The organism is Kitasatospora sp. NPDC022785 (assembly GCF_055561295.1).
The window spans coordinates 45,980-65,954 of record NZ_JBVHHB010000039.1 but is presented as its reverse complement, the minus strand read 5'-3'; the positions used below and the strand labels follow the sequence as shown (position 1 = coordinate 65,954).

General features: G+C 72.2%; 19 protein-coding genes. 5 read left to right on the top strand and 14 right to left on the bottom strand.

Annotated features, from left to right (window positions below):
- Positions 1–193: 193 nt before the first annotated feature.
- Both ACZ3YO_RS37580 and ACZ3YO_RS37575 read right to left on the bottom strand, forming a co-directional pair.
- Positions 194–1,195 carry a carbohydrate-binding protein gene (locus tag ACZ3YO_RS37580; RefSeq protein WP_465578460.1) on the bottom strand — a complete coding sequence of 334 codons (1,002 nt, stop codon included), beginning with the start codon at positions 1,193–1,195 and terminating at the stop codon, positions 194–196.
- Between the two features lie 151 nt (positions 1,196–1,346).
- Positions 1,347–3,152 (bottom strand): GGDEF domain-containing protein, encoded by a 1,806-nt coding sequence (locus ACZ3YO_RS37575; protein WP_465578458.1) that lies wholly within the window; start codon positions 3,150–3,152, stop codon positions 1,347–1,349.
- 368 nt (positions 3,153–3,520) lie between these two features.
- On the opposite strand from ACZ3YO_RS37575, the gene ACZ3YO_RS37570 reads away from it, so the two are divergent.
- Positions 3,521–4,048 carry a flavin reductase family protein gene (locus tag ACZ3YO_RS37570; RefSeq protein WP_396325386.1) on the top strand — a complete coding sequence of 176 codons (528 nt, stop codon included), beginning with the start codon at positions 3,521–3,523 and terminating at the stop codon, positions 4,046–4,048.
- Between the two features lie 14 nt (positions 4,049–4,062).
- Here ACZ3YO_RS37570 and arfB read toward each other — a convergent pair whose 3' ends face one another.
- The gene (arfB, locus tag ACZ3YO_RS37565) at positions 4,063–4,494 is read right to left on the bottom strand and encodes an alternative ribosome rescue aminoacyl-tRNA hydrolase ArfB (RefSeq protein WP_465578456.1); all 432 of its coding nucleotides are present in this window, start codon (positions 4,492–4,494) and stop codon (positions 4,063–4,065) included.
- Positions 4,495–4,556: 62 nt separating this feature from the next.
- On the opposite strand from arfB, the gene ACZ3YO_RS37560 reads away from it, so the two are divergent.
- Together ACZ3YO_RS37560 and ACZ3YO_RS37555 are read left to right on the top strand one after the other, a co-directional pair.
- On the top strand, positions 4,557–5,045 hold the full coding sequence (locus ACZ3YO_RS37560; protein WP_396325442.1) for a hypothetical protein: 489 nt from the start codon (positions 4,557–4,559) through the stop codon (positions 5,043–5,045).
- Positions 5,046–5,170: 125 nt separating this feature from the next.
- Positions 5,171–5,746 carry a TerD family protein gene (locus tag ACZ3YO_RS37555; RefSeq protein WP_396325388.1) on the top strand — a complete coding sequence of 192 codons (576 nt, stop codon included), beginning with the start codon at positions 5,171–5,173 and terminating at the stop codon, positions 5,744–5,746.
- 208 nt (positions 5,747–5,954) lie between these two features.
- Here ACZ3YO_RS37555 and ACZ3YO_RS37550 read toward each other — a convergent pair whose 3' ends face one another.
- From ACZ3YO_RS37550 to ACZ3YO_RS37520, 7 genes are all read right to left on the bottom strand, one after another.
- Positions 5,955–7,127, bottom strand: a complete 1,173-nt coding sequence (locus ACZ3YO_RS37550) for a hypothetical protein (protein ID WP_465578453.1) — start codon at positions 7,125–7,127, stop codon at positions 5,955–5,957.
- A gap of 144 nt (positions 7,128–7,271) precedes the next feature.
- Positions 7,272–7,760: a DUF3180 domain-containing protein gene (locus ACZ3YO_RS37545; protein WP_465578451.1), complete on the bottom strand. Its 489-nt coding sequence runs from the start codon at positions 7,758–7,760 to the stop codon at positions 7,272–7,274.
- A 214-nt stretch (positions 7,761–7,974) separates the two neighbouring features.
- The gene (folK, locus tag ACZ3YO_RS37540; protein WP_396325391.1) at positions 7,975–8,574 is read right to left on the bottom strand and encodes a 2-amino-4-hydroxy-6-hydroxymethyldihydropteridine diphosphokinase; all 600 of its coding nucleotides are present in this window, start codon (positions 8,572–8,574) and stop codon (positions 7,975–7,977) included.
- 40 nt (positions 8,575–8,614) lie between these two features.
- Complete coding sequence (gene folB / locus ACZ3YO_RS37535) at positions 8,615–8,974, bottom strand: dihydroneopterin aldolase (protein WP_030059580.1); 360 nt, start codon at positions 8,972–8,974, stop codon at positions 8,615–8,617.
- Positions 8,975–9,220: 246 nt separating this feature from the next.
- Positions 9,221–9,703, bottom strand: coding sequence for a nuclear transport factor 2 family protein (locus tag ACZ3YO_RS37530; RefSeq protein WP_380328914.1), 483 nt, complete (start codon positions 9,701–9,703; stop codon positions 9,221–9,223).
- Between the two features lie 31 nt (positions 9,704–9,734).
- Positions 9,735–10,640, bottom strand: a complete 906-nt coding sequence (gene folP, locus ACZ3YO_RS37525) for a dihydropteroate synthase (protein ID WP_465578448.1) — start codon at positions 10,638–10,640, stop codon at positions 9,735–9,737.
- Between the two features lie 86 nt (positions 10,641–10,726).
- Positions 10,727–12,562 (bottom strand): phosphatidylglycerol lysyltransferase domain-containing protein, encoded by a 1,836-nt coding sequence (locus ACZ3YO_RS37520; protein WP_465578446.1) that lies wholly within the window; start codon positions 12,560–12,562, stop codon positions 10,727–10,729.
- Between the two features lie 373 nt (positions 12,563–12,935).
- Between ACZ3YO_RS37520 and ACZ3YO_RS37515 the strand changes: the two genes are divergently transcribed.
- Together ACZ3YO_RS37515 and ACZ3YO_RS37510 are read left to right on the top strand one after the other, a co-directional pair.
- The gene (locus tag ACZ3YO_RS37515) at positions 12,936–14,096 is read left to right on the top strand and encodes an alpha/beta hydrolase (RefSeq protein WP_465578444.1); all 1,161 of its coding nucleotides are present in this window, start codon (positions 12,936–12,938) and stop codon (positions 14,094–14,096) included.
- A gap of 134 nt (positions 14,097–14,230) precedes the next feature.
- On the top strand, positions 14,231–15,019 hold the full coding sequence (locus ACZ3YO_RS37510; protein WP_465578442.1) for a ferritin-like domain-containing protein: 789 nt from the start codon (positions 14,231–14,233) through the stop codon (positions 15,017–15,019).
- A 30-nt stretch (positions 15,020–15,049) separates the two neighbouring features.
- Here the strand turns inward: ACZ3YO_RS37510 and folE are convergent, their stop codons facing one another.
- The 4 genes from folE to tilS all read right to left on the bottom strand — a co-directional run bounded on the left by folE (position 15,050) and on the right by tilS (position 19,815).
- Positions 15,050–15,655 (bottom strand): GTP cyclohydrolase I FolE, encoded by a 606-nt coding sequence (folE, locus tag ACZ3YO_RS37505; RefSeq protein WP_465578465.1) that lies wholly within the window; start codon positions 15,653–15,655, stop codon positions 15,050–15,052.
- Between the two features lie 110 nt (positions 15,656–15,765).
- Positions 15,766–17,817, bottom strand: coding sequence for an ATP-dependent zinc metalloprotease FtsH (gene ftsH, locus ACZ3YO_RS37500; protein ID WP_465578440.1), 2,052 nt, complete (start codon positions 17,815–17,817; stop codon positions 15,766–15,768).
- A 244-nt stretch (positions 17,818–18,061) separates the two neighbouring features.
- Positions 18,062–18,616 (bottom strand): hypoxanthine phosphoribosyltransferase, encoded by a 555-nt coding sequence (gene hpt / locus ACZ3YO_RS37495; RefSeq protein WP_030059589.1) that lies wholly within the window; start codon positions 18,614–18,616, stop codon positions 18,062–18,064.
- 71 nt (positions 18,617–18,687) lie between these two features.
- A complete protein-coding gene (gene tilS, locus ACZ3YO_RS37490) occupies positions 18,688–19,815 on the bottom strand; it encodes a tRNA lysidine(34) synthetase TilS (protein WP_396325400.1) in 1,128 nt (375 codons plus the stop codon).
- Between the last annotated feature and the right edge of the window lie 160 nt (positions 19,816–19,975).

Sequence of the window (19,975 nt, the reverse complement as noted above, 5' to 3'; positions counted from 1 at the left end):
GCAAGAACGCCGACCTCGTCGTGGTCGACTCCCACACCTACGACCTCGTCGCCGTGATGCGCCGCGGCGAGTGGATCACCGGCGGGGACCGGTTCGCCACGGTCAAGCCCGCCTGACGGACCTCCGGTCACAGGACGACGGCCGCCCGCTCCCCGAGGGGAACGGGCGGCCGTCACGCGTCCGGGCGCCGTCGTCAGGCGCTGTACGGCTCCACCGTGATCTGGTCGATCAGCACCGGCCCGCTCGGGTTCGAGATGGTGACGGTGTTCGAACCGGCCTGCATCGGCGGGAGGATGAACGTCTTGAACCACGAGGACGCCGGGTCCTGGCCGGGCGAGTAGTTCTTGAACTGCAGCCCGCTCGGCCAGTCCTTGCCGTTGACCGAGGCCGAGGCCTTCACGTCGGCCGCCGCGTTGTTGAAGTGCACGGTCAGTTTGTACGTACCGGCCGTGGCGATGTCCCCGGTCCAGCTCACGGTGGAGCCCGCCTGCAGCGTCAGATAGCTCCCGTCCGCCGACTTGGCGCCCTTGACGGTGTTGCCGGACGGCGCGTTCTGCCCCTGCAGCTGCGCGGCGTCGACGGTGGACGGCCCGGCGGTGGCGGACGCGCCGGCCGACGGCGAACCGCCGGCCGAGGGGCTGCCCGAACCCGAGCCGGTGCCGCTGCTCGGGGCGGCCGGCGCGGTGGTCTGGCCGCCGTTCTTGGCGTTCTTGTCGCCGTCCGGGTCCCCGGTGGAGAGCGCTATGCCCGCACCGATCGCGATGGCCGCGACCACCGCCACGGCGCCGATCACCGCGCCCTTGCTCCGCCCGCCGCTCGGCCGTTCCTCCCCCGGCTGCGGCCGGGAGCGCTCGGCGTACCGGGCCTGCTGGGTGGTCGCGCCGCCGCCGTACTCGGGCTGCTGCCCGTACGGCTGACCGCCCTGGCCGGACTGCGGGTACCCCTGCTGCTGCTGCGGGGGGTACGGCTGCTGGCGCTGCTGCGGCGGGTACGGCTGCTGCCCGTACTGGGCGCGGCCGACCTCCATCGGGCGGTTGTACGACGTGCGGGGCACGCCCTGCTGCGGCTCGGCCGACTGCGCGGCACTGCCGTCGGCCGGACGGTAGAGGTAACCGAAGGGGTCGTCGTCCTGCGGGGCACCGCCCTCCGGGCTCTCGGGCACTCCGTTGCTGCCGGCGGTCGTCACGGTGGTCAACTCCCCCATCGCGTTCGCGTCGCCGGACTTCCGTGCCGCCGGCGCCAGTGGTCGCTCGTACCCGGGAACCCTACCTGCCGCCGGGCATGCCCCGGAAAGACCCCTTGACAACCCGCCGGTAGCTTTGCCCCGGCCGACGGCCGGACAGGACCTAACCGGCCCGGCGGTGCGAGCGCTCGCCCCGGGCCCCGCGCACCGAACCGCCCCGGGCCCGCTTCTCGTCGTACATCCGCTCGTCGGCGGTGTGCAGGACCTCCTCGATGCTCATCCCGCAGCCCGCCCAGCCGATGCCGAGGCTGACGCCGACCCGCATCGCCCGGCCGTCGATCCGCATCGGGGGGATGATCGCGTTGCGCAGCCGGTGGGCGAGGTCCTTGGCCTCCTCGCGGCCGATGCCGTCGGCCAGCACCACGAACTCGTCGCCGCCGAGCCGGGCCACCGTGTCGCCGTCCCGCACCGCCTGGCTGAGCCGGCGGGCCACCTCGACGAGGACGGCGTCGCCCGCGTTGTGACCGAACCGGTCGTTGATCGACTTGAACCCGTCGAGGTCGCAGAAGATCACCGCGAGCCCCTTGTCCACCACGGCCGCCGCACCCGAGCGGAACGGGCCCGACCAGACGTCGCCCGCCCCGTGGTCGGCCGGGACGACCGCGTGCACGTGGTCGCCGTACCCGCCCGGCGCGGCGGGCGGCAGCGCGTAGCCGTCGACCGCACCGTAGTGGTGGACGGGCGCGGAGAACGGGTCGCCCCCCTCCAAGCCGTCGTACGCGGCGTGCGCGCTGTAGGAGTCGGCGGGGTAGCCGGCGTACGGCTGCGGGTACGCGCCCTCGCCGAGCCCGGCCGCCGTGGCCGCTACGGCGCCGACGGTCTGCGGTTCGTTGCAGAGCCGCCGCCCCAGCCGGGCCTTCAGCTCGGCGCTGTTCGGGAGCCCGGTGAGCGCGTCGTGGCTGGCCCGGTGGGCGAGCTGGAGCTCGTGCCGCTTCCGGTCCTCGATGTCCTCGACGTGGGTGAGCAGGAAGCTCGGGCCCTCGGCCGCGTCGGCGACGATCGAGTTGCGCAGGCAGACCCACTGGTAGCCGCCGTCGCGACGGGAGAGCCGCAGTTCCGCCCGGCCGCTCTCGGCGCTGGTGCGCTCCAGCAGCGCGCGGTCGTCCGGGTGGACGAGGTCGGCGAAGCTCTGCTGGCGCAGTACCGCGCGGGGGCGGCCGAGCAGGCGGCAGAGCGCGTCGTTGACCCTGGTCAGCTGACCGCGGCCGGCACCGTGCAGCTCGGTGATGGCCATCCCGCTGGGCGCGTACTCGAAGGCCTGGCGGAAGCTCTCCTCACTGGCCCGCAGCGCCTGCTGTTCCTTCTCCAGGCGGGCCAGCGCGCGTTGCATCTCGGCCCGCAGCCGGGCGTTGCCGATCGCGATGGAGGCCTGGAGCGAGAACATCTCCAGCGCCTCCCTGGTCCAGGCACCGGGCCGCTTGCCGCTGCGCGGGCGGTCCACCGAGAGGACGCCGAGGAGGTCCCCGCCGGCGCTGTACATCGGGGCGAGCAGGCCGTCGGCGGGGTGCCAGTCGTTGGCGTAGACGGGCATCGGGCCGTCACCGATCCACCGCGGGATGTCGCTGGCCACGGCCCAGCCGCGGTCGTAGGGGAGGAAGCGGAGCGTGCCCCAGTGGTCGCTGACGCCGAGCAGCCGGTCCCAGGACTCCCGCGAGCCGACCTGGCCGAGCAGGACGGAGGGGCCGCCCATAGCGCTCTCCTCCAGCTCCCAGACGGCCGCCACCACGAGGTCCCCGTCCGGCCGGACGAGGCTGACCGCCGCGGCGTCGAACCCGAGCCCGTGCACCGCGCCCTCGACCACGGCCTGCAGCGTGCCCGCCAGGCTGCGGGCAGCGTTGAGGTCCGCCACGACCCGGTGCAAGGTGCGGAGGGTCGCGAGACGGACGTAGGGCTCCGACTCGGCTTCCATGCGGGGGCTCCCCGGCTGCTTCGGATAGTTCTTGAATGGTTATCGTCCGATTGCCAGAAGAACTGAATCACAGGGAGCACAGCGTTCGGCACGCTCGGTCAGCAATAGGCCATCACTTGTGACTTAAATCACACGACACTTATGCGCCCTTAATCAGCTCATCCGCCCCATAACGGGACACAGGGTTTTATCGGAACATTTCTGGTGGTCGGCCGCATTGGCCGCGCACTGAAGTCATCAGGCGGCCGGCAGGCCCCCTGCCTTCACTCCTGGGGGTGAGGCCGGCCCCGAACCGTGACCTCTGCGGCCCTGGTCCTACGACCACGGTCCGATGCCCTTCGGCACCGCCGCCGACTACCGTGCGGTACGTGTACTCGTCTCCGCAGCCCGAAGCTGCCTCCCAAGCGACGCCCGACGAGTTCCGGGCGGCGCTCTCCCAGCTCGCCTCGGGCGTGAGCCTGGTGACCGTCCACGACCCGGAGGACGGCGAGGACGTCGGCATGACCGCCACGTCCTTCCTCTCCGTGTCACTGGAGCCGCCACTGGTGCTGATCTCCGTCCGCGAGGACTCGCGGATGGACGAGGTGCTCTCCCGCACGGAGACCTGGGCGGTGTCACTGCTCTCCGAGGAGCAGAAGGCGCTCGGCTCGCGGTTCGCCATGAAGGGGCGGCTCAGCGACCGGCTGCTGTTCGCCGACGCACCCCACCACCGCGGCCCGTACAGCGACGCACCGCTGATCGACGGCGCGCTCGCCACCGTGGAGTGCCGCACCGAACAGCGGATACCCGCCGGCGACCACACCCTGCTGCTCGGGCGCGTCCTACAGGCGGTCGTGCCCGACCCGGGCGGCCGCCCGCTGCTCTACTTCCGCGGCGGCTACCGGCAGCTCGGCTGAGCCGCCGGGCCCGCCTACTCGCCCTTCGGGGAGCGCCGGCCCTGCTTCAGCTCGGCCCGGTGCCGCTTGTTGGAGAGCCGCCGCTCGACCATGCCCCGGCTCGGCTTCGTCGCCCGGCGGGACTTCGGCGGCGGCGCGGTGGCCTCGCCCAGAAGCGACGCCAGCCGGGCGGCGGCGACCTCGCGGTTGCGCCACTGCGAGCGGTGCTCGGAGGCGCGCACCACCAGCACCCGCCCGTCCACCAGCCGGCCGGCCAGCCGCTCCAGGGCGCGCTGCCTCCACACCTCGGGCAGCGCCGCGGAGGCGGCCAGGTCGTAGCGCAGCTCGACCTGGGTGTCGGAGGTGTTGACGTGCTGGCCGCCGGGGCCGGACGAACGCGAGAAGCGCCAGACGAGCTCGGCGTCGGGGACGACCACCGACCCCCGTACGCGGATGGGCTCAGGCATGCGCCCATCATCCCGCGCCCGGGACGCACCGGTCACCCGGTTTTACCAGCACAATGGCGTACGTGATCGAGCTCGGCTACTCCCTCTCCAACCGCTTCCCCGACCCTCCGCAGACCGACTACCGCACCGCCTCCGTGCACGCGCTGCGGTACGACCTGTTCTGCGGCGACGTCTTCCTGGACAGCGACGGCACCGAACTGTCCACGGCCTGGGGATGGGTGCCGGTGCTCGACTTCGCCTGGGCGCTCTGTGACATCGCCGAAGAGCTGGACCGCGACCCCGACGGCAGCCGCGCCGCCCGGGTGCAGACCGCCGACCTCGACTTCACCCAGAACACCGAGCTGCTGAGGTTCGCCCGCCGCTTCAACTGGGTGGAGGTCAGCGCCACGTGGCTGCCGGACGAGGAGCCCGCCGTAGTCCGCCACAGCGATCTGCGGCGCGAAGCCCGCGACTTCCTCCAGGACACCCTGGCCGACCTCTTCGACATGCACCCCGATCTGGCCGACAATCCGGCCATCTGGTCACTCCAGGGCCGCTTCCGGCGAATCTGATCGGAATTCGTTCCGGCCATTGCCCTGACGTGATTCACCCAAAAGAATTTGCCGGGGAGCCTGGAACCAAGCCCACGGTCTCCCGCGTTATCCCGGGCAAAAGCAACGAAGGGACAGCAAACACCATGCCAGTGAGCCTCTCCAAGGGTGGCAACGTCTCGCTGACCAAGGAGGCCCCCGGCCTGTCCGCGGTCACCGTCGGTCTCGGCTGGGACGTCCGCACCACGACCGGCGCCGAGTTCGACCTCGACGCCAGCGCGATCGTGCTGAACGCGGACGGCAAGGTGCTGTCCAACAGCCACTTCGTCTTCTTCAACAACACCAGCACCCCGGACAGCACCGTCGTCCACACCGGTGACAACCGCACCGGCGAGGGCGCCGGCGACGACGAGGCGATCAACGTCAACCTGGCCGGCCTGCCGGCCGAGGCCGTCAAGATCACCTTCCCGGTCTCGATCTACGACGCCGTCTCCCGGTCGCAGAACTTCGGCCAGGTCCGCAACGCCTACATCCGCGTGGTCAACGCGGCCGGCGGTGCCGAGATCGCCCGCTACGACCTCTCCGAGGACGCCGCCACCGAGACCGCCATGATCTTCGGCGAGCTCTACCGCAACGGCGCCGAGTGGAAGTTCCGTGCCGTCGGCCAGGGCTACGCCTCCGGCCTCGCGGGCATCGCCCAGGACTTCGGCGTCCAGCTCTGACGCCACTCCCGGAGCGCCCGGCCCCCCTCCGTCAGGGGCCGGGCGCTCCGCCGTTCCCGGCCCCTGCGCGGAAGGCCGGCACCGCCGGCTTCCCGTGCGCCCCGGTGCCCCTCCCGGGCCGCCCTCCCCGCCTCCCGCCCGGAACACCTCGGCGCAGGGAGCCGGCCGGGCCGGCTCCCTGCGCCGAGGGCAGCAGTAGTGGGTCGGGTCAGCGCGAGGCGCGCAGCTCCGGGAGCTGGAGCAGCTCGGTCTCGTCGTCCGGGGTCAGGTCGACCACCTTCGGCTGCCCCTGGACCGCCTGGGCCGCCTCGGCCGGCTCCGTCCCGGTGCCGGCCGCCGCCGGCTGAGCCCCGGCCTGTGCCTCCGCCGCGGCCTCGGCCTGGGCGGCCACCGCCTCGTCACCGACCACGTCGGCGAGGTCCGTGCGCTCGCCCAGCTCCGCGACGCTGCCGACAGCGGGGGCCGGAGCCGCCGCCCGGACGGCACCGGCGGAGTTGCGGCCGAAGAAGCTGAAGCCCTGCCCGCGCGCCGCCCCGGACTGCGCCGGCCGCGGCCGCTGCCGCTCGGCCGGCACCGCGGGCGTGGTCTGGGCGCCACCGAGCTGCCCGACCGTCGCCGTCAGCACCGGCCTCACCGGAGCCGCGGGTGCGGCCACCGCGGGCCTGGACACCGCCGGGGCGGGCACCGCGGGCACCACCGGGGCCGGCACCGCGGGGACCACCGGCGCGGGCACGGAAACGGGCTCGGAAACGGGCGCAGGGGCGGGCGCGGAGACAGCCGCGGGCACCGTACGGGCGCGCAGCGCGACCTCCGCGCCGGCCGCACGCTCCCGCTGCTCCTGCTGCGCCGCCGCGCGCCGCTCCAGATGCCGCAGCACGGCCGCGGCCCGGACGAAGGCGGCCGGGCTGGCCGGGTACTTGGGGCGGCTCGCGGCGAGCGCGCGCTGCGCCGCCTCGGCCTCCTTGAGCGCCTGCTCGGCGACCATGACGGCCCGCTCGCGCAGCAGCCGGGCGATCTCCGTCTCGGCCTTGGCCAGCCGCGACTTCTCCGCCGTCAGCCGCCGCCCGAACCGGGTGGCCCGCTCCTCGGCGACCTCCGCCGCGTACTCGGCCTCGGCGAGCTGCTCCTCGAAGCGCTCCTCGGCCCGCAGCCGCTGGGCGACGGAGACCTCGGCCGCGGCCCGGGCGGCCCGGTCGCGCTGGCGCAGCAGCACCGCGATCCCGAGCGCCGCGAGCACCGCGGCCACGCCCACCGAGCGGACCAGGATGGTGTCCTGACTGAAAAGCAGCGCGGCCACCGCGGCGACGATGAGCACGCCGGCGGCGGTGGGGGGGAAGACCCGGCCGAGGACGGAGGAATGACGGTGGCGTCCGCGAGACATGCCAAGAAACTAGCGTGCGAATTGGGGCCGTGTCAGCCCAGGGTCCGCTTTGGCCCTTGACACTGCACAAGCTTTACCGCACGTGCCCGGCTTCTCACTCAAGATCACCGAACGCATCGCCCCTGATCACGGAAAGGAGCCTGCTCAGCGGTGTGTGGCCGCCGGCCCGCTCGGGTCGTCGTGATTCTCGGGCAGCTTGCAGACGTGCTGGAGCCAGAGCGCCGCCGCGATCACCGCGATGCCGGCCAGCACCGAGAGACCGGCCGTCACGGCCTGGTCCTTGCGGGCCGCCACGTCCAGCTCGCCGAGCAGGTAGATCCCCGCGCCCGCGTAGATGCCGGTGACCACCGCGGAGACCAGTGCGCTCGCCTGCGCCAGGACGACCGCCCGGGCCGCGCCCAGCGGGTCCACCCCCTTCGCCCCGGGCTGCCGCTCGCGTGCCGCCTTCAGCCGGGACCGCAGCGAGATCGCCGTGGCGAAGAGGATCACCGCCACCGCGGCCAGGACCACCGGCGCCGCGCCGGGCACGGCCGGCAGGGTGTCCAGGGAGGCCCAGAGCTTGGCACCGGCCCAGGACAGCGCCGTCGTCGTGGCGGTGATGCCGACCAGCAGGCGGAGGCGAAGCAGCTTCACTCGGACATGGTCCTTCCCGGGGTTCCGTAGTCGGGCGGCCGCCCCCGGGCTGGGGGTACGACGGCGCCAGGCCACCGTACCGGCCCGGCCGGGCGGGCACCCGCGCGTGCGGCGGACACCTGGTCGTACGGCCGGGGCCCCGCCCGAGTTCCCCGGCCGGCCCGGGCGGGAGCCCCCGCGCGGCCGGCCGGGCCCGGGCGGGCGGCCGAAGGCCCTACTCCGGCAGCGTCAGCCGGATGTCCTCGCGCCGCCGGACGCCCTGCGCGTCCGCGCCGCCGAGCGCCTGCAGCAGCGCGGCGACCTGCCCGTGTCCGGGCACCTCGGCCTCCGGCTGGGCGTCCAGCCAGGGGGCGAGCACGAACGCCCGCTCGTGCGAGCGCGGGTGCGGCAGCAGCAGCTGCGGGTCGTCGCTGGTGACGCCCTCGTAGGCGAGGATGTCGACGTCCAGGGTGCGCGGGCCCCAGTGGACGGTGCGGACCCGGCCGAAGGCGTCCTCGATCGCGTTGCCGCGCTCCAGCAGGTCGCGCGGGGGCAGCGAGGTGCGCAGCACGACGACCGCGTTGTAGTAGTTGGGCTGCTCCTCGGGGCCGCCGACGGCCTCCGTCTCGTAGACGGCGGAGACCGCCTTGATCCGCAGCCCGGGAGTGTCGGCGAGGGCGTCGACGGCGCCCTGGAGGGTGTCCAGGCGGTTGCCCAGGTTGGAGCCGAGGGCGATCACGGCGCAGCGCTGGCTGTGCAACGTGGTGTCGGCCGAGTCCACCCGGCGCTCCAGGTCGAATGTGGTCGGCGAGGCGGTCGGGTCGCTCGTGGTCATCGGAATCCCTCTGCAACTGGAACGGGGTGCGCGGTCGGGCTCATGCGCGGCCCCGGTGAATGGTCACGGTCACGTCGTCGAACGGCACGGTGATCGGGGCGTCCGGCTTGTGCACGGTGACCTCGACCTCCTCCACCGCTTCGTGCTTCAGGCATTGGTCGGCGATGCGCTGGGCGAGGGTCTCGATCAGGTCGACGGGCTCGCCGGCGATGATCGCGGTGACCTCCTCGGCCACGATCCCGTAGTGCGCCGTGCGGGTGAGGTCGTCGCCGGACGCGGCGGGGCGGGTGTCCAGGTAGAGCACCAGGTCCACGACGAAGGTCTGGCCCTCGACGCGCTCGCGCTCGAAGACGCCGTGGTGGCCCCGGGCACGCAGGCCCCGCAGGGTGACGCGGTCCAGCAAACGAATCACTGCTCCCAGTCGGACGGGCCCTGCCCCGGCGGAACGTGGGCAGGCAGGGTGAAGGCGGGCATCGCGCCCGCCACTCCGTTTCGAATCTACCTGCGAGCACGGACAACGCCTGACCGTCCTACCCGGCACGAACCGTCGCCACGCGCGCCGGAATGGCGATTGACGTGAACGTTCGGTGACCGATCGGAAATTCCCGGACGACCGTCGGGCTCCGTTTTCCCGACGGTCCCCGGATCAGTCCTCGTCCTCGTCGTCACCGCTGGTCAGCACGGGTGACCCGTGGTGCGACCAGAGCTTCCAGCCGGCCGGCGTACGGCGGAAGAGATTGGTCGACACGACCTTTCCCCCGACCAGCGGCCCGAGTTCGCCCTCCTCCTCGGCCTCCCCGCCGGAAAGGATGTTCTCCGTGCACGTGACAAGAGCCACATCGCCGTGAACCTCGGCCTCGACATCGGTCAGGATGAACTGGATGTACTCCGTGTTCGCCATGATCAGCATGTACGAGCGGGTCACCTGGGCCCGCCCGCGCAGCACCGGCCAGCCGGGGTGCACGCACACCACGCCGCCCTTGTCGTCGGCCTCGGCGGCCCCCAGCCAGGCGTCCTCGACCGCCTCCAGATCGCCGTTCTCCAGCGCCTCGTACAGCGCCCGGTTGGCCTCCAGTACGGCCTCCCGGTCCGCCTCTCCGGCTCGTTGACCCGCGGTCTCGCCACTCACCCTGCCGTCACCTGCCACAGACCCTCCCGTTTCACCCGCCCTCCGTGCCCGTCGTCGGGCAGGAGGGGCCCAACCGGGCCGCGCGCTGCCAGGCCGCGACCACCCGGACGGCATCCGCCGTGCCGGCAACGTCGTGCACCCGCACCGCCCAGGCGCCGGCCCGGGCCGACAGCACCGACACCGCAGCGGTCGCGTCGTCGCGCTCCCGGGCCGGGCGCAGCTCCCCGGTTTCCGGGTCGGCGAGCAGCGTACCCAGGAACCGCTTGCGCGATGCGGCGACGAGGACGGGACGGCCGAGGCCGGTGAGCGCGTCGAGCCGGCCGAGCAGCGCCCAGTTGTGCTCGGCGGTCTTGGCGAAACCCAGGCCCGGGTCCAGGATCAGCTGCTCCTCCTTGACGCCGGCCGCCAGCAGCGCGTCCACCCGGGCGGTCAGCTCGCCGACCACATCGGCCACCACGTCGCCGTAGACCGCCAGCTCGTCCATGGCGGCGGACTGCCCGCGCCAGTGCATCACCACGAACGGGGCGCCGGTCTCGGCCACCACCCGGGCCATCGCCGGGTCGGCCAGGCCACCGGAGACGTCGTTGATGATCCGGGCGCCGGCCGCCACGGCCTGCTCGGCGACGGAGGCGCGCATGGTGTCGACGGAGACCACCAGCCCGGCGTCGGCCAGTTCACGGACCACCGGCAGCACCCGGCCGAGCTCCTCCTCCTCGGGCACCCGCTGCGAGCCCGGGCGGGTGGACTCGCCGCCGACGTCCACCAGGTCCGCGCCGCGGGCCCGCAGCGCGAGGCCGTGCGCGATGGCGCGGGCGGGGTCGTGCCACATCCCGCCGTCGGAGAAGGAGTCGGGGGTCACGTTGACCACGCCCATCACGGCGCAGCGGTCGAGCCGCGGTAGTCCGGCCGGCAGGGAGAAGGACAGCGAATCGCTCATACTCCCCATTATCGAACCGGCCATTATCGAACCGGGCCCCCACCGGATGTTTCCCGGTGGGGGCCCGATCAGTGGTGCGGCGCGGCTCAGGCGGCCTCGGTGACCTCCGGGCGCGGCGCCGGCATCAGGCCGTGCCGCTGCGGCTTGCGGCCGAAGCGCGGCATCCCGAGCGTGATGAAGGCCTCGGCCTGCATCGCGGCGAAGCCGATCCGGGGCAGGTCGCGGGTGTTGGGGAAGACCAGGAAGCGCGGCTCCCACTCGGGCTGGAACTTGGCGTTGAACTTGTACAGCGACTCGATCTGGAACCAGCGCGAGAGGAAGACCAGCAGCCCGCGCCAGGCCCGCAGCACCGGCCCGGCACCGATCCGCTCACCGCGGGCCAGCGCCGAGCGGAACATCGCGAAGTTGAGCGAGACCCGGCGGATGCCCATCGCCGGCACGGCCTGCAGCGCGGCCACGATCAGCAGCTCGTTCAGGCCCGGGTCGGCGGCGCGGTCACGGCGCATCAGCTCCAGCGAGATGCCGTCCGGCCCCCACGGCACGAAGTGCAGCACGGCCTTCAGGTCGTCGCCGCTCTCGCCCTCCTCCGGCGCCTTGTGGGCGGTGACCACCACGCAGGCGTCGTCGCCCGGGTCGCCGAAGCGGCCCAGCGCCATCGAGAAGCCGCGCTCGGTGTCGGTACCGCGCCAGCGGGCGGCGGCGTCGGCGATCCGGTACCTCTCGTCCGCGGTGAGGTCGGCGACCTTGCGCACCTGGCAGGAGTAGCCGTTGCGCTCGATCCGCTTGACCATCTGCCGGACGTTGCGCATGGCCCGGCCGGAGAGCGAGAAGGTGCTCGTGTCGACGATCGCCTCGTCGCCGAGCTCCAGCGCGTCCAGCCCCGCCTCGCGGGTCCAGACCTCGCCGCCGACCTCGCTGCAGCCCATCACGGCCGGCACCCAGGCGTGCTCGCGGGCCTCGGCCATGAAGACCTTGATCGCGCCCGGCCAGGCCTCGACGTCGCCGACCGGGTCACCGGAGGCGAGCATCACGCCGGAGACCACCCGGTACGAGATCGCCGCCTTGCCGGTGGGCGAGAACAGCACGCTCTTGTCGCGGCGCAGCGCGAAGTAGCCGAGCGAGTCCCGCTCGCCGTGCCGGTCGAGCAGCCCGCGGACCTTCTCCTCGTCCTCGGCGGTCAGCTCCGGCTTGGGCTTCTCCGGCCGCAGCGCCAGGTACGCGGTGGTGAAGGCGGTGATCAGGCCCATCCCGCCGAGCAGGTAGGCGACGAGGTCGGAGACCCTGTCCGAGGTGTAGCCGACCGGTCCTTCGAAGCCGAACAGCCCGTACCCGACGTGCTCCAGGCGGTGGAACAGACCCGGGTGGCCGATCTCGTACTTGGTCCGGGTGGAGACGATCAGCAGGCCGATCAGCACGCTGATGGTGCCCATCACGGCCAGGTTGACCACGGCCCGCCAGCGGGTGCGCGGGTCGGCCTTGGCGTAGAACTCGCGCCGGTGGACCAGCATCACCGCGAACAGCACCAGCGAGACGACCGCCGGGCCGATCTGGTGCCAGCGCAGGATGTGCAGCGCCGCGCCGACCGGCAGCAGCACGCAGACCGCGCGCCAGGCCCGCTTCTTGCGGCGGCGCAGGGCGTGGGCGAGCAGCACCAGCAGCAGGCCGACCATGAGCGTGCCGGCCGTGGCCAGGGTGGTGGTGCCGCCGGGCAGCTGCCCGGTGAAGTCGTGCACCCTGGTGTGCCGCAGCCTGGGGAACACCGCGCTGGCGATGTCCACCAGCCCGATCAGGAGGCACGCGTAGCCGACCGCACCGGGGAGCCAGGCCCTCGGGACGGCGGCCGCCTGGGTACGAAGCGTCTGCAGGCCGCGGCGGCGGGGCGGCTGCTCGGGGCTCGGCTCAACGGACACGGGAACGCTCATGGAAGCTCAGCGTAGAGGCTGCGGAGCGCAGTCCTGTCACTCCGGGGGAGGAGTTGTGATGGACCTTCATGCCTTTTCCTTCGTCGGGCAATGTGCACACCAAACATCCGGAAACAGAAGGTAAACCGGTGTTCGGCGTGCGCTGCGATTGAGCCGAGGGTGGGAGCCGGGGCCCCGCACCGCGTGGCGCGACGGGCCCCCGCATACGCGGTACGTACGGTGGACGCCGCATTCTAGGGCGTCGGTTGCGCGGGATCACCCCCGGCCTCCTGGCCTGCCCCGACGTCCGGACAGCCTAGCCGCGATGGCCGGAACTGACGGACCGCCAGACGATGAAGCCTGCCCGACAGTGTCCCAGCGGAAGGCCGACGGCATGGAACTGACCAGCGACGCGTTGGTGAACTCGCTGCTCGCACTCGGCGCGACGGCCCTGCTCGCCACGCTCTGGCTCTGGCCCCGGCTGGCCCGCCAGCGCCCCTTGCCGGTGATCGGCCGGGTCGGTCTGATGACCGTCACTCAGGTCTCGGTGCTGGCGGTGCTGGCGCTCTCGGTCAACAACTCCTTCGGCTTCTACACCTCCTGGGACGACCTGCTCAGCCCCGGCAGCGCCAAGCTGGCGCTCACCAGCAACGAGAACCACCACGGCGGCACCCCCGTCTCCGACGAGCTGGTCCAGCCCAGCAACGAGGGCGGCATGGAGGAGATCACCGACCTGCCCAAGGGTCCGCCGGAGGAGGTCGGCAAGGTCGAGTCCGTCCGGGTCACCGGCAAGGAGACCGGCCTCTCCGACCAGATGTTCGTCTACCTCCCGCCGGAGTACTTCGACCCGAAGCTCGCCATGGTGCGCTTTCCTGTCCTGCTGGGCATCTCCGGCTTCCCCGGCACCAGCCTGAACCTGATGAAGGAGCTCCCCGTCCCGCAGACCGCCTGGGAGCTGCGCAAGGCCGGCAAGATGGCGCCCGCGATCATCGTGATGGCCCGGCCGACCGTCGCCCCGCCGCGCAACACCGAGTGCGTGGACGTCCCCGGCGGGGCGCGCACCGAGTCCTGGTTCGCCAACGACGTGCCCGAGGCACTGCGCGCCACCTACCGGGTCAGCCGTTCCGCCTCGTCCTGGGGCGTGCTCGGCTTCTCCACCGGCGGCAGCTGCGCGATGCGGCTGGCGATGCGCTACCCGGAGGTCTTCGGCAACGGGGTGGGCATGCACGGCGACTTCAAGGTGGCCGAGGACCAGTTCACCGGCGGCAACCTCTTCGGCGGGGACAAGGGGCTGGCCGACCACAGCGACCTCAACTGGCGGCTGCAGAACCTCCCCGCGCCGAACCTCTCGCTGATGGTGATCAGCAGCCGCAAGGAGGCCGACTATCCGGAGACGGTGAAGTTCGTCGAGCTGGCCCGGCAGGTGTCGGCGGCCAACCCGCAGTTCAAGGTCGAATCGCTCTACCTGGACGACGGGGGCCACAACTTCGACAGCTGGCGCCGCGAGCTGCCCGCCGCCCTGGAGTGGATGGGCGCCCGGCTCACATGGACCTGACCGCCGCCCGGCACCTCGCCGCCGGGTGAGTGATTACCGGCTGGTCGGGTGAGGCGTCCGGCGCCCCGCGGGAACGTATCGCGGCCGCCCGGCAGACCGGCCGGCGCCGGCCCGGATCCGAGCAGGAGGCTCCATTGCTCAGCACCCGATCGCTCTTCAACGAGATCTACCGGAACGACGAGGCCTACCAGTTGTTCTGCAGCATCGCGGCCGGTGGCGAGGACCAGGGCGGCTGGGAGAACGAACGGATCACCGCACTCACCCGGGACCCGGTCCTCGCCCCCAAGATCGCCCGGCACGGCGCCGACGAACGCAAGCACGGCAGGATCTTCACGCAGCTGCTGAACAAGCGCGGCCTGCCCAAGGTGGACGTCCCCGCCGAGGCCGACTACTGCATGCTGCTGGAGCGTCAGGGCGTCGGCCTCTCGCACGAGCGGCTGAACAGCGACGTCCCGCTCGCCGAACGCGAGATCATCACCTACCTGGTGCACAGCCGGGTGACCGAGCAGCGCGCGGCCGAGCAGATGCGCCAGCTCGTCAAGGTGTACGGGGACAACCCCGACCTCGGCCGGGCGATGCGGATGATCTCCGCCGACGAGGACAACCACCTCGCCTACTGCCACGAAGAGCTGATCCGGCTGGCCGCCGAGGGCCACGGCCCGTACATCCGGCACACCCTGGAGACCAGTGCGCGCGGCGAGATCCGCACCCACCGGGACGTCGGCCTCGCGGTGACCGCCCGGATGGCGAAGATCCTCCGCTGGCCGCGCTGGCAGCTGGCCGTGGTCACGGCCGGCGTCCACGCGCTCTACCTCTACGACCTGGCGTTCGGCTGGCGGCGGATGGTGAGGCTGCGGATGCCCGAACGCCGCAACGCCCTGGGCACCCCGGCCCCGCCGCACGCCGGGCAGGGGGCGCTCTGAGCGTGCCCTGCCCCTGCCCGTGCCCCGCTGCTACCGCCCGATGATGAGGCTCATCGCCTCGGCCCGGGTGGCCGGGTCACGGAGCTGGCCGCGCACGCAGGACGTGATGGTCTTGGCGCCGGGCTTGCGGATGCCGCGCATCGACATGCACATGTGCTCGCACTCGACCACGACGATGGCCCCGCGCGGTTCGAGGATCTGCATCAGCGCGTCGGCGACCTGGCTGGTGAGCCGCTCCTGCACCTGCGGGCGGCGGGCGTAGACGTCCACCAGTCGGGCCAGCTTGGACAGACCGGTGATCTTCCCGCTGGCCGAGGGGATGTACCCGACGTGCGCCACGCCCCGGAACGGCACCAGGTGGTGCTCGCAGACGGACGTCAGCTCGATGTCCTTGACCAGCACCATCTCGTCGTGGCCGAGGTCGAAGGTGGTGGTGAGGACGTCCTCGGGCTCCTGCCAGAGGCCCGCGAATATCTCCTTGTAGGCCCGGGCGACCCGGGCCGGCGTCTCCAGCAGGCCCTCGCGGTCCGGGTCCTCCCCCACGGCGAGCAGGAGCTCGCGAATGGCGTTCTCGGCCCGCTTCTGGTCGAAGGTCCCGACGGCGGGCGGACCGTCGAGCGTCACCGGGTCGATCATGCGGGCCTCGCTAACTAGTGGGAACGACTGGCTGAACAGCACGGATGCCGCGCCTCCAGGGTACAAACCCCGGTGACGCGGCATCCATTCCGTACTGTCCAGACGCTGGATCAGCCCTCCGCGGGCGGCTCCGCCGGCAGCGGCGGGAGCTTCACCACGTCCACCGGAGCGGTGTCGGTGGCGGCGGCGCCGTTGGTGAGCGCCAGCTCCTTCGGCGACTGCACCGGCGGCCGGGTGGACGGCGTCCGACGGGACGAGCCCGTCCAGGCCGGCCGGGCCGGGCGCTTGACGATGGTCGAGAAGATCTCGGCGATCTGCTCCTTGTTGAGGGTCTCCTTCTCCAGGAGCTCCAGGACCAGGTTGTCGAGCACGTCGCGGTTCTCGACCAGGATCTCCCAGGCCTCGTTGTGCGCGTTCTCGATGAGCTTCTTGACCTCTTCGTCGACCAGCCCGGCGACCTCTTCCGAGTAGTCGCGCTGGTGTCCCATCTCACGACCGAGGAACGGCTCCGAGTTGTCCGAGCCGAACTTGATCGCGCCGAGGCGCTCGGTCATGCCGTACTGGGTGACCATGGCCCGCGCCGTGGCGGTGGCCTTCTCGATGTCGTTCGAGGCACCGGTGGTCGGGTCGTGGAAGACCAGCTCCTCCGCCGCACGCCCGCCCAGCATGTAGGCCAGCTGGTCGAGCATCTCGTTGCGGGTGGTGGAGTACTTGTCCTCGTCCGGCAGCACCATGGTGTAGCCGAGGGCCCGGCCGCGGGACAGGATCGTGATCTTGTGCACCGGGTCGCTGTTGGGGCACGCCGCCGCCACCAGGGCGTGGCCGCCCTCGTGGTACGCGGTGATCTTCTTCTCCTTGTCGGACATGATCCGCGTGCGCTTCTGCGGACCGGCCACGACGCGGTCGATCGCCTCGTCCAGGATGTTGTTGTCGATCAGCTTCTTGTCCGAGCGGGCGGTCAGCAGAGCGGCCTCGTTGAGGACGTTCGACAGGTCCGCGCCGGTGAAGCCGGGGGTGCGCTTGGCGACGGCCGAGAGGTCGACGTCGGGCGCGATCGGCTTGCCCTTCTGGTGCACCTTGAGGATGTCCAGTCGGCCCTGGAGGTCGGGGCGCTCGACCGCGATCTGACGGTCGAAGCGGCCCGGGCGCAGCAGCGCCGGGTCCAGGATGTCGGGGCGGTTGGTCGCGGCGATCAGGATCACGCCGCCCTTGACGTCGAAGCCGTCCATCTCGACCAGCAGCTGGTTGAGGGTCTGCTCGCGCTCGTCGTGGCCGCCGCCGAGGCCCGCACCGCGGTGCCGGCCGACGGCGTCGATCTCGTCGACGAAGACGATCGCCGGGGCGTTCGCCTTGGCCTGCTCGAAGAGGTCGCGGACGCGGCTGGCGCCGACACCCACGAACATCTCGACGAAGTCGGAGCCGGAGATCGAGTAGAACGGCACCCCGGCCTCGCCCGCGACGGCGCGCGCCAGCAGGGTCTTACCGGTACCGGGCGGGCCGTACAGCAGCACACCCTTGGGGATCTTGGCACCGACGGCCTGGAACTTGGCCGGCTCCTGCAGGAACTCCTTGATCTCGTGGAGCTCCTCGACCGCCTCGTCCGCACCCGCGACATCCGAGAACGTGGTCTTCGGGGTGTCCTTGGTGAGCAGCTTGGCCTTCGACTTGCCGAACTGCATGACGCGCGAGCCGCCGCCCTGCATCTGGTTCATCAGGAACAGGAAGACGAGCACGATGATCACGATGGGCAGCATCGACAGCAGGAGGCTGACGAAGGTGCTCTGCTTCTCCGGGCTGACGGTGTAGCCGTCGGAGAGCGTGCTCTGGTCGTTGTCGTTGATCTGGGCCTGGAGCTTCTCGGCGAGATTGACACCCTGGTCGCCGATGTACGAGGCCTGGAACTTGCTGCCGGACGGGGGCTTGCCCGTGCCGGCGTCGGACAGCTTGGCGCCGTCCTTCAGCTGGATCTTGATCGTGTTCGAGTCACCGGTGGTGATCTGCGCCGACTTGACCTGCTTGGCATCGATCGCTGCGACGACCTGCCCGGTGTCCACCGTCTTGTAGCCGTTCGAGTCAGAAACGACCTGCATCAGCACGATGACGGCGAGGACGGCCAGCACGATCCACATGATCGGCGCACGGAAGTATCGCTTGACGTCCATCCATGCGGGGCGTTGCCGCCCCGTCCCTCCTGCCACTCAACGGCGCCGCGGGGCTCGAGGGCCGCCGGCGCATCCGGTCTGTGCTCATGTGAAGAGCGGTTTTATTGGACCGTACCGCAGTCCGACCCACCCGTGGCGGGAGCACAGCGACACGACGTATTTCTATTTCCCCTCGATCCAACGGGCGGGAACGGCGTACTGTTCCCGCCCGTAGCCCGAACGGGGCCCCGGGACCGTTTTTTTCTCAGCCGCCGTAGACGTGCGGGGCGAGGGTCCCGATGAAGGGGAGGTTACGCAGCTTCTCCGCGTAGTCGAGGCCGTAGCCGACCACGAACTCGTTGGGGATGTCGAAGCCGACGTACTTGACGTCGATCTCGACCTTGGCCGCGTCCGGCTTGCGCAGCAGGGTGCAGACCTCCAGCGAGGCCGGGCCGCGCGAGCCCAGGTTGCCGAGCAGCCAGGACAGGGTCAGGCCCGAGTCGATGATGTCCTCGACGATCAGGACGTCCCGCCCGGCGATGTCGGTGTCGAGGTCCTTGAGGATCCGCACCACGCCGGAGGACTTGGTGCCCATCCCGTACGAGGAGACCGCCATCCAGTCCATGGTGACCTGCGAGTGCAGGGCGCGGGCGAGGTCCGCCATGACCATCACGGCCCCCTTGAGGACGCCGACGATCAGCAGGTCCTTGCCTGCGTAGTCCCGGTCGATGCGCTCGGCCAGCTCCAGGAGCTTGGCGTCGATCTCGTCCTTGCTGATGAGCACCTTCGCGAGGTCAGCGCCCATGTCGTTCTGGTCCACCGGGGATACGTCCTCAAACGTTCGGGGTCTGGATGGCCGGCGGCCCGGCGCCCCGGGAGCATGCCTGCCCGTCAGTCGCCCTGCCGCCGAAAGACCAGCGTGCCACACCTGCGGGTGGCTTCGACGCCCCCGGGTAGGTGCAGCGGCCCCTGGCCGCGCCAACCGGTGACCAGCAGGTCGATCGTTTCGAGGTGACGCGCGAAGAGGTCCCCCGCCGGGCAGCCCGCCCGCAGCGCGGCCCGGCGCAGCACCCGGCGGCGTACCGCGGGCGGCAGTTCGGCCAGCTTGGCGGCGTCCAGCGTGCCTTCGCCCGTCCGGAGGTCGCGCTCGGCGAGCGCGGCCCACTGGTCCAGCGCGTCGGCGTCGTCCCGGAACAGCCGGGCGGTGCGGGCCAGCGCCTCGACCACGCCGCCGCCGAGGTGCTTCTCCAGCACCGGCAGCACCTCGTGGCGCACCCGGGAGCGGGTGTAGGCGGGGTCGCAGTTGTGCGGGTCGTCCCAGACCGGGATCGCCTGGGCTGAGCAGGCCTGGCGGGTGGCGGCCCGGTCCAGCTCCAGCAGCGGGCGGCGGTAGCGGCCCTTCTGGGCCGGCATCCCGGCCAGCGAGCGGGAGCCGGAGCCGCGGGCCAGGCCCAGCAGCACCGTCTCGGCCTGGTCGTCGCGGGTGTGGCCGAGCAGGACGGCGACCGCTCCGTGGCGCTCGGCGGCCTCGTCCAGGGCCGCGTAGCGGGCGTCCCGGGCGGCGGCCTCGGGGCCGCCGGCGCGGCCGACCCGGACCGGGACGGCCTCGACCGGGTCGAGGCCGAGCGAGCGGAGCCGCTCGGCGACCTGGGCGGCGCGGTCGGCGGAGCCGGTCTGGAGGCCGTGGTCGACGGTGACGGCGCCGACCCGCAGGCCGATCTTGGGGGCTTCGAAGGCGGCCGCGATGGCCAGCGCCATGGAGTCCGCGCCGCCGCTGACGGCGACCAGGACCAGCGGCGAACCGGGCGCGGCCGGGGTGCGCGGAAGCCCGGAGGGGTGGCGGTGGGCGTTGCCGATCAGGGTGGTCCCGACGGCGGCGCCGACCAGCGGCGCCCCGCTCGGGCGCTCGCGGGGCTCGCGCACGGGCGCGGTGAAGGTGGTGCCGGCCTCGGCGGCGAGGTCGGTGAGCGTGCGGCGTACGGCCAGGCGTATCGCGGCGACAGCGGGGTGTGGGCCCACGGCGGACGGCTCCTTGGCGGAGGGGGGACAGGACGGCGGTGGGCGCGGCGGGGACCGCGCATCCGTGAGCACCCTGTTACCGGGCGCTCACAGATGGTGGCAGAAAGGAGGCACCCGCTACGCCACCCGCGCCACCGGTACGACCACCGTCCCACGTTCG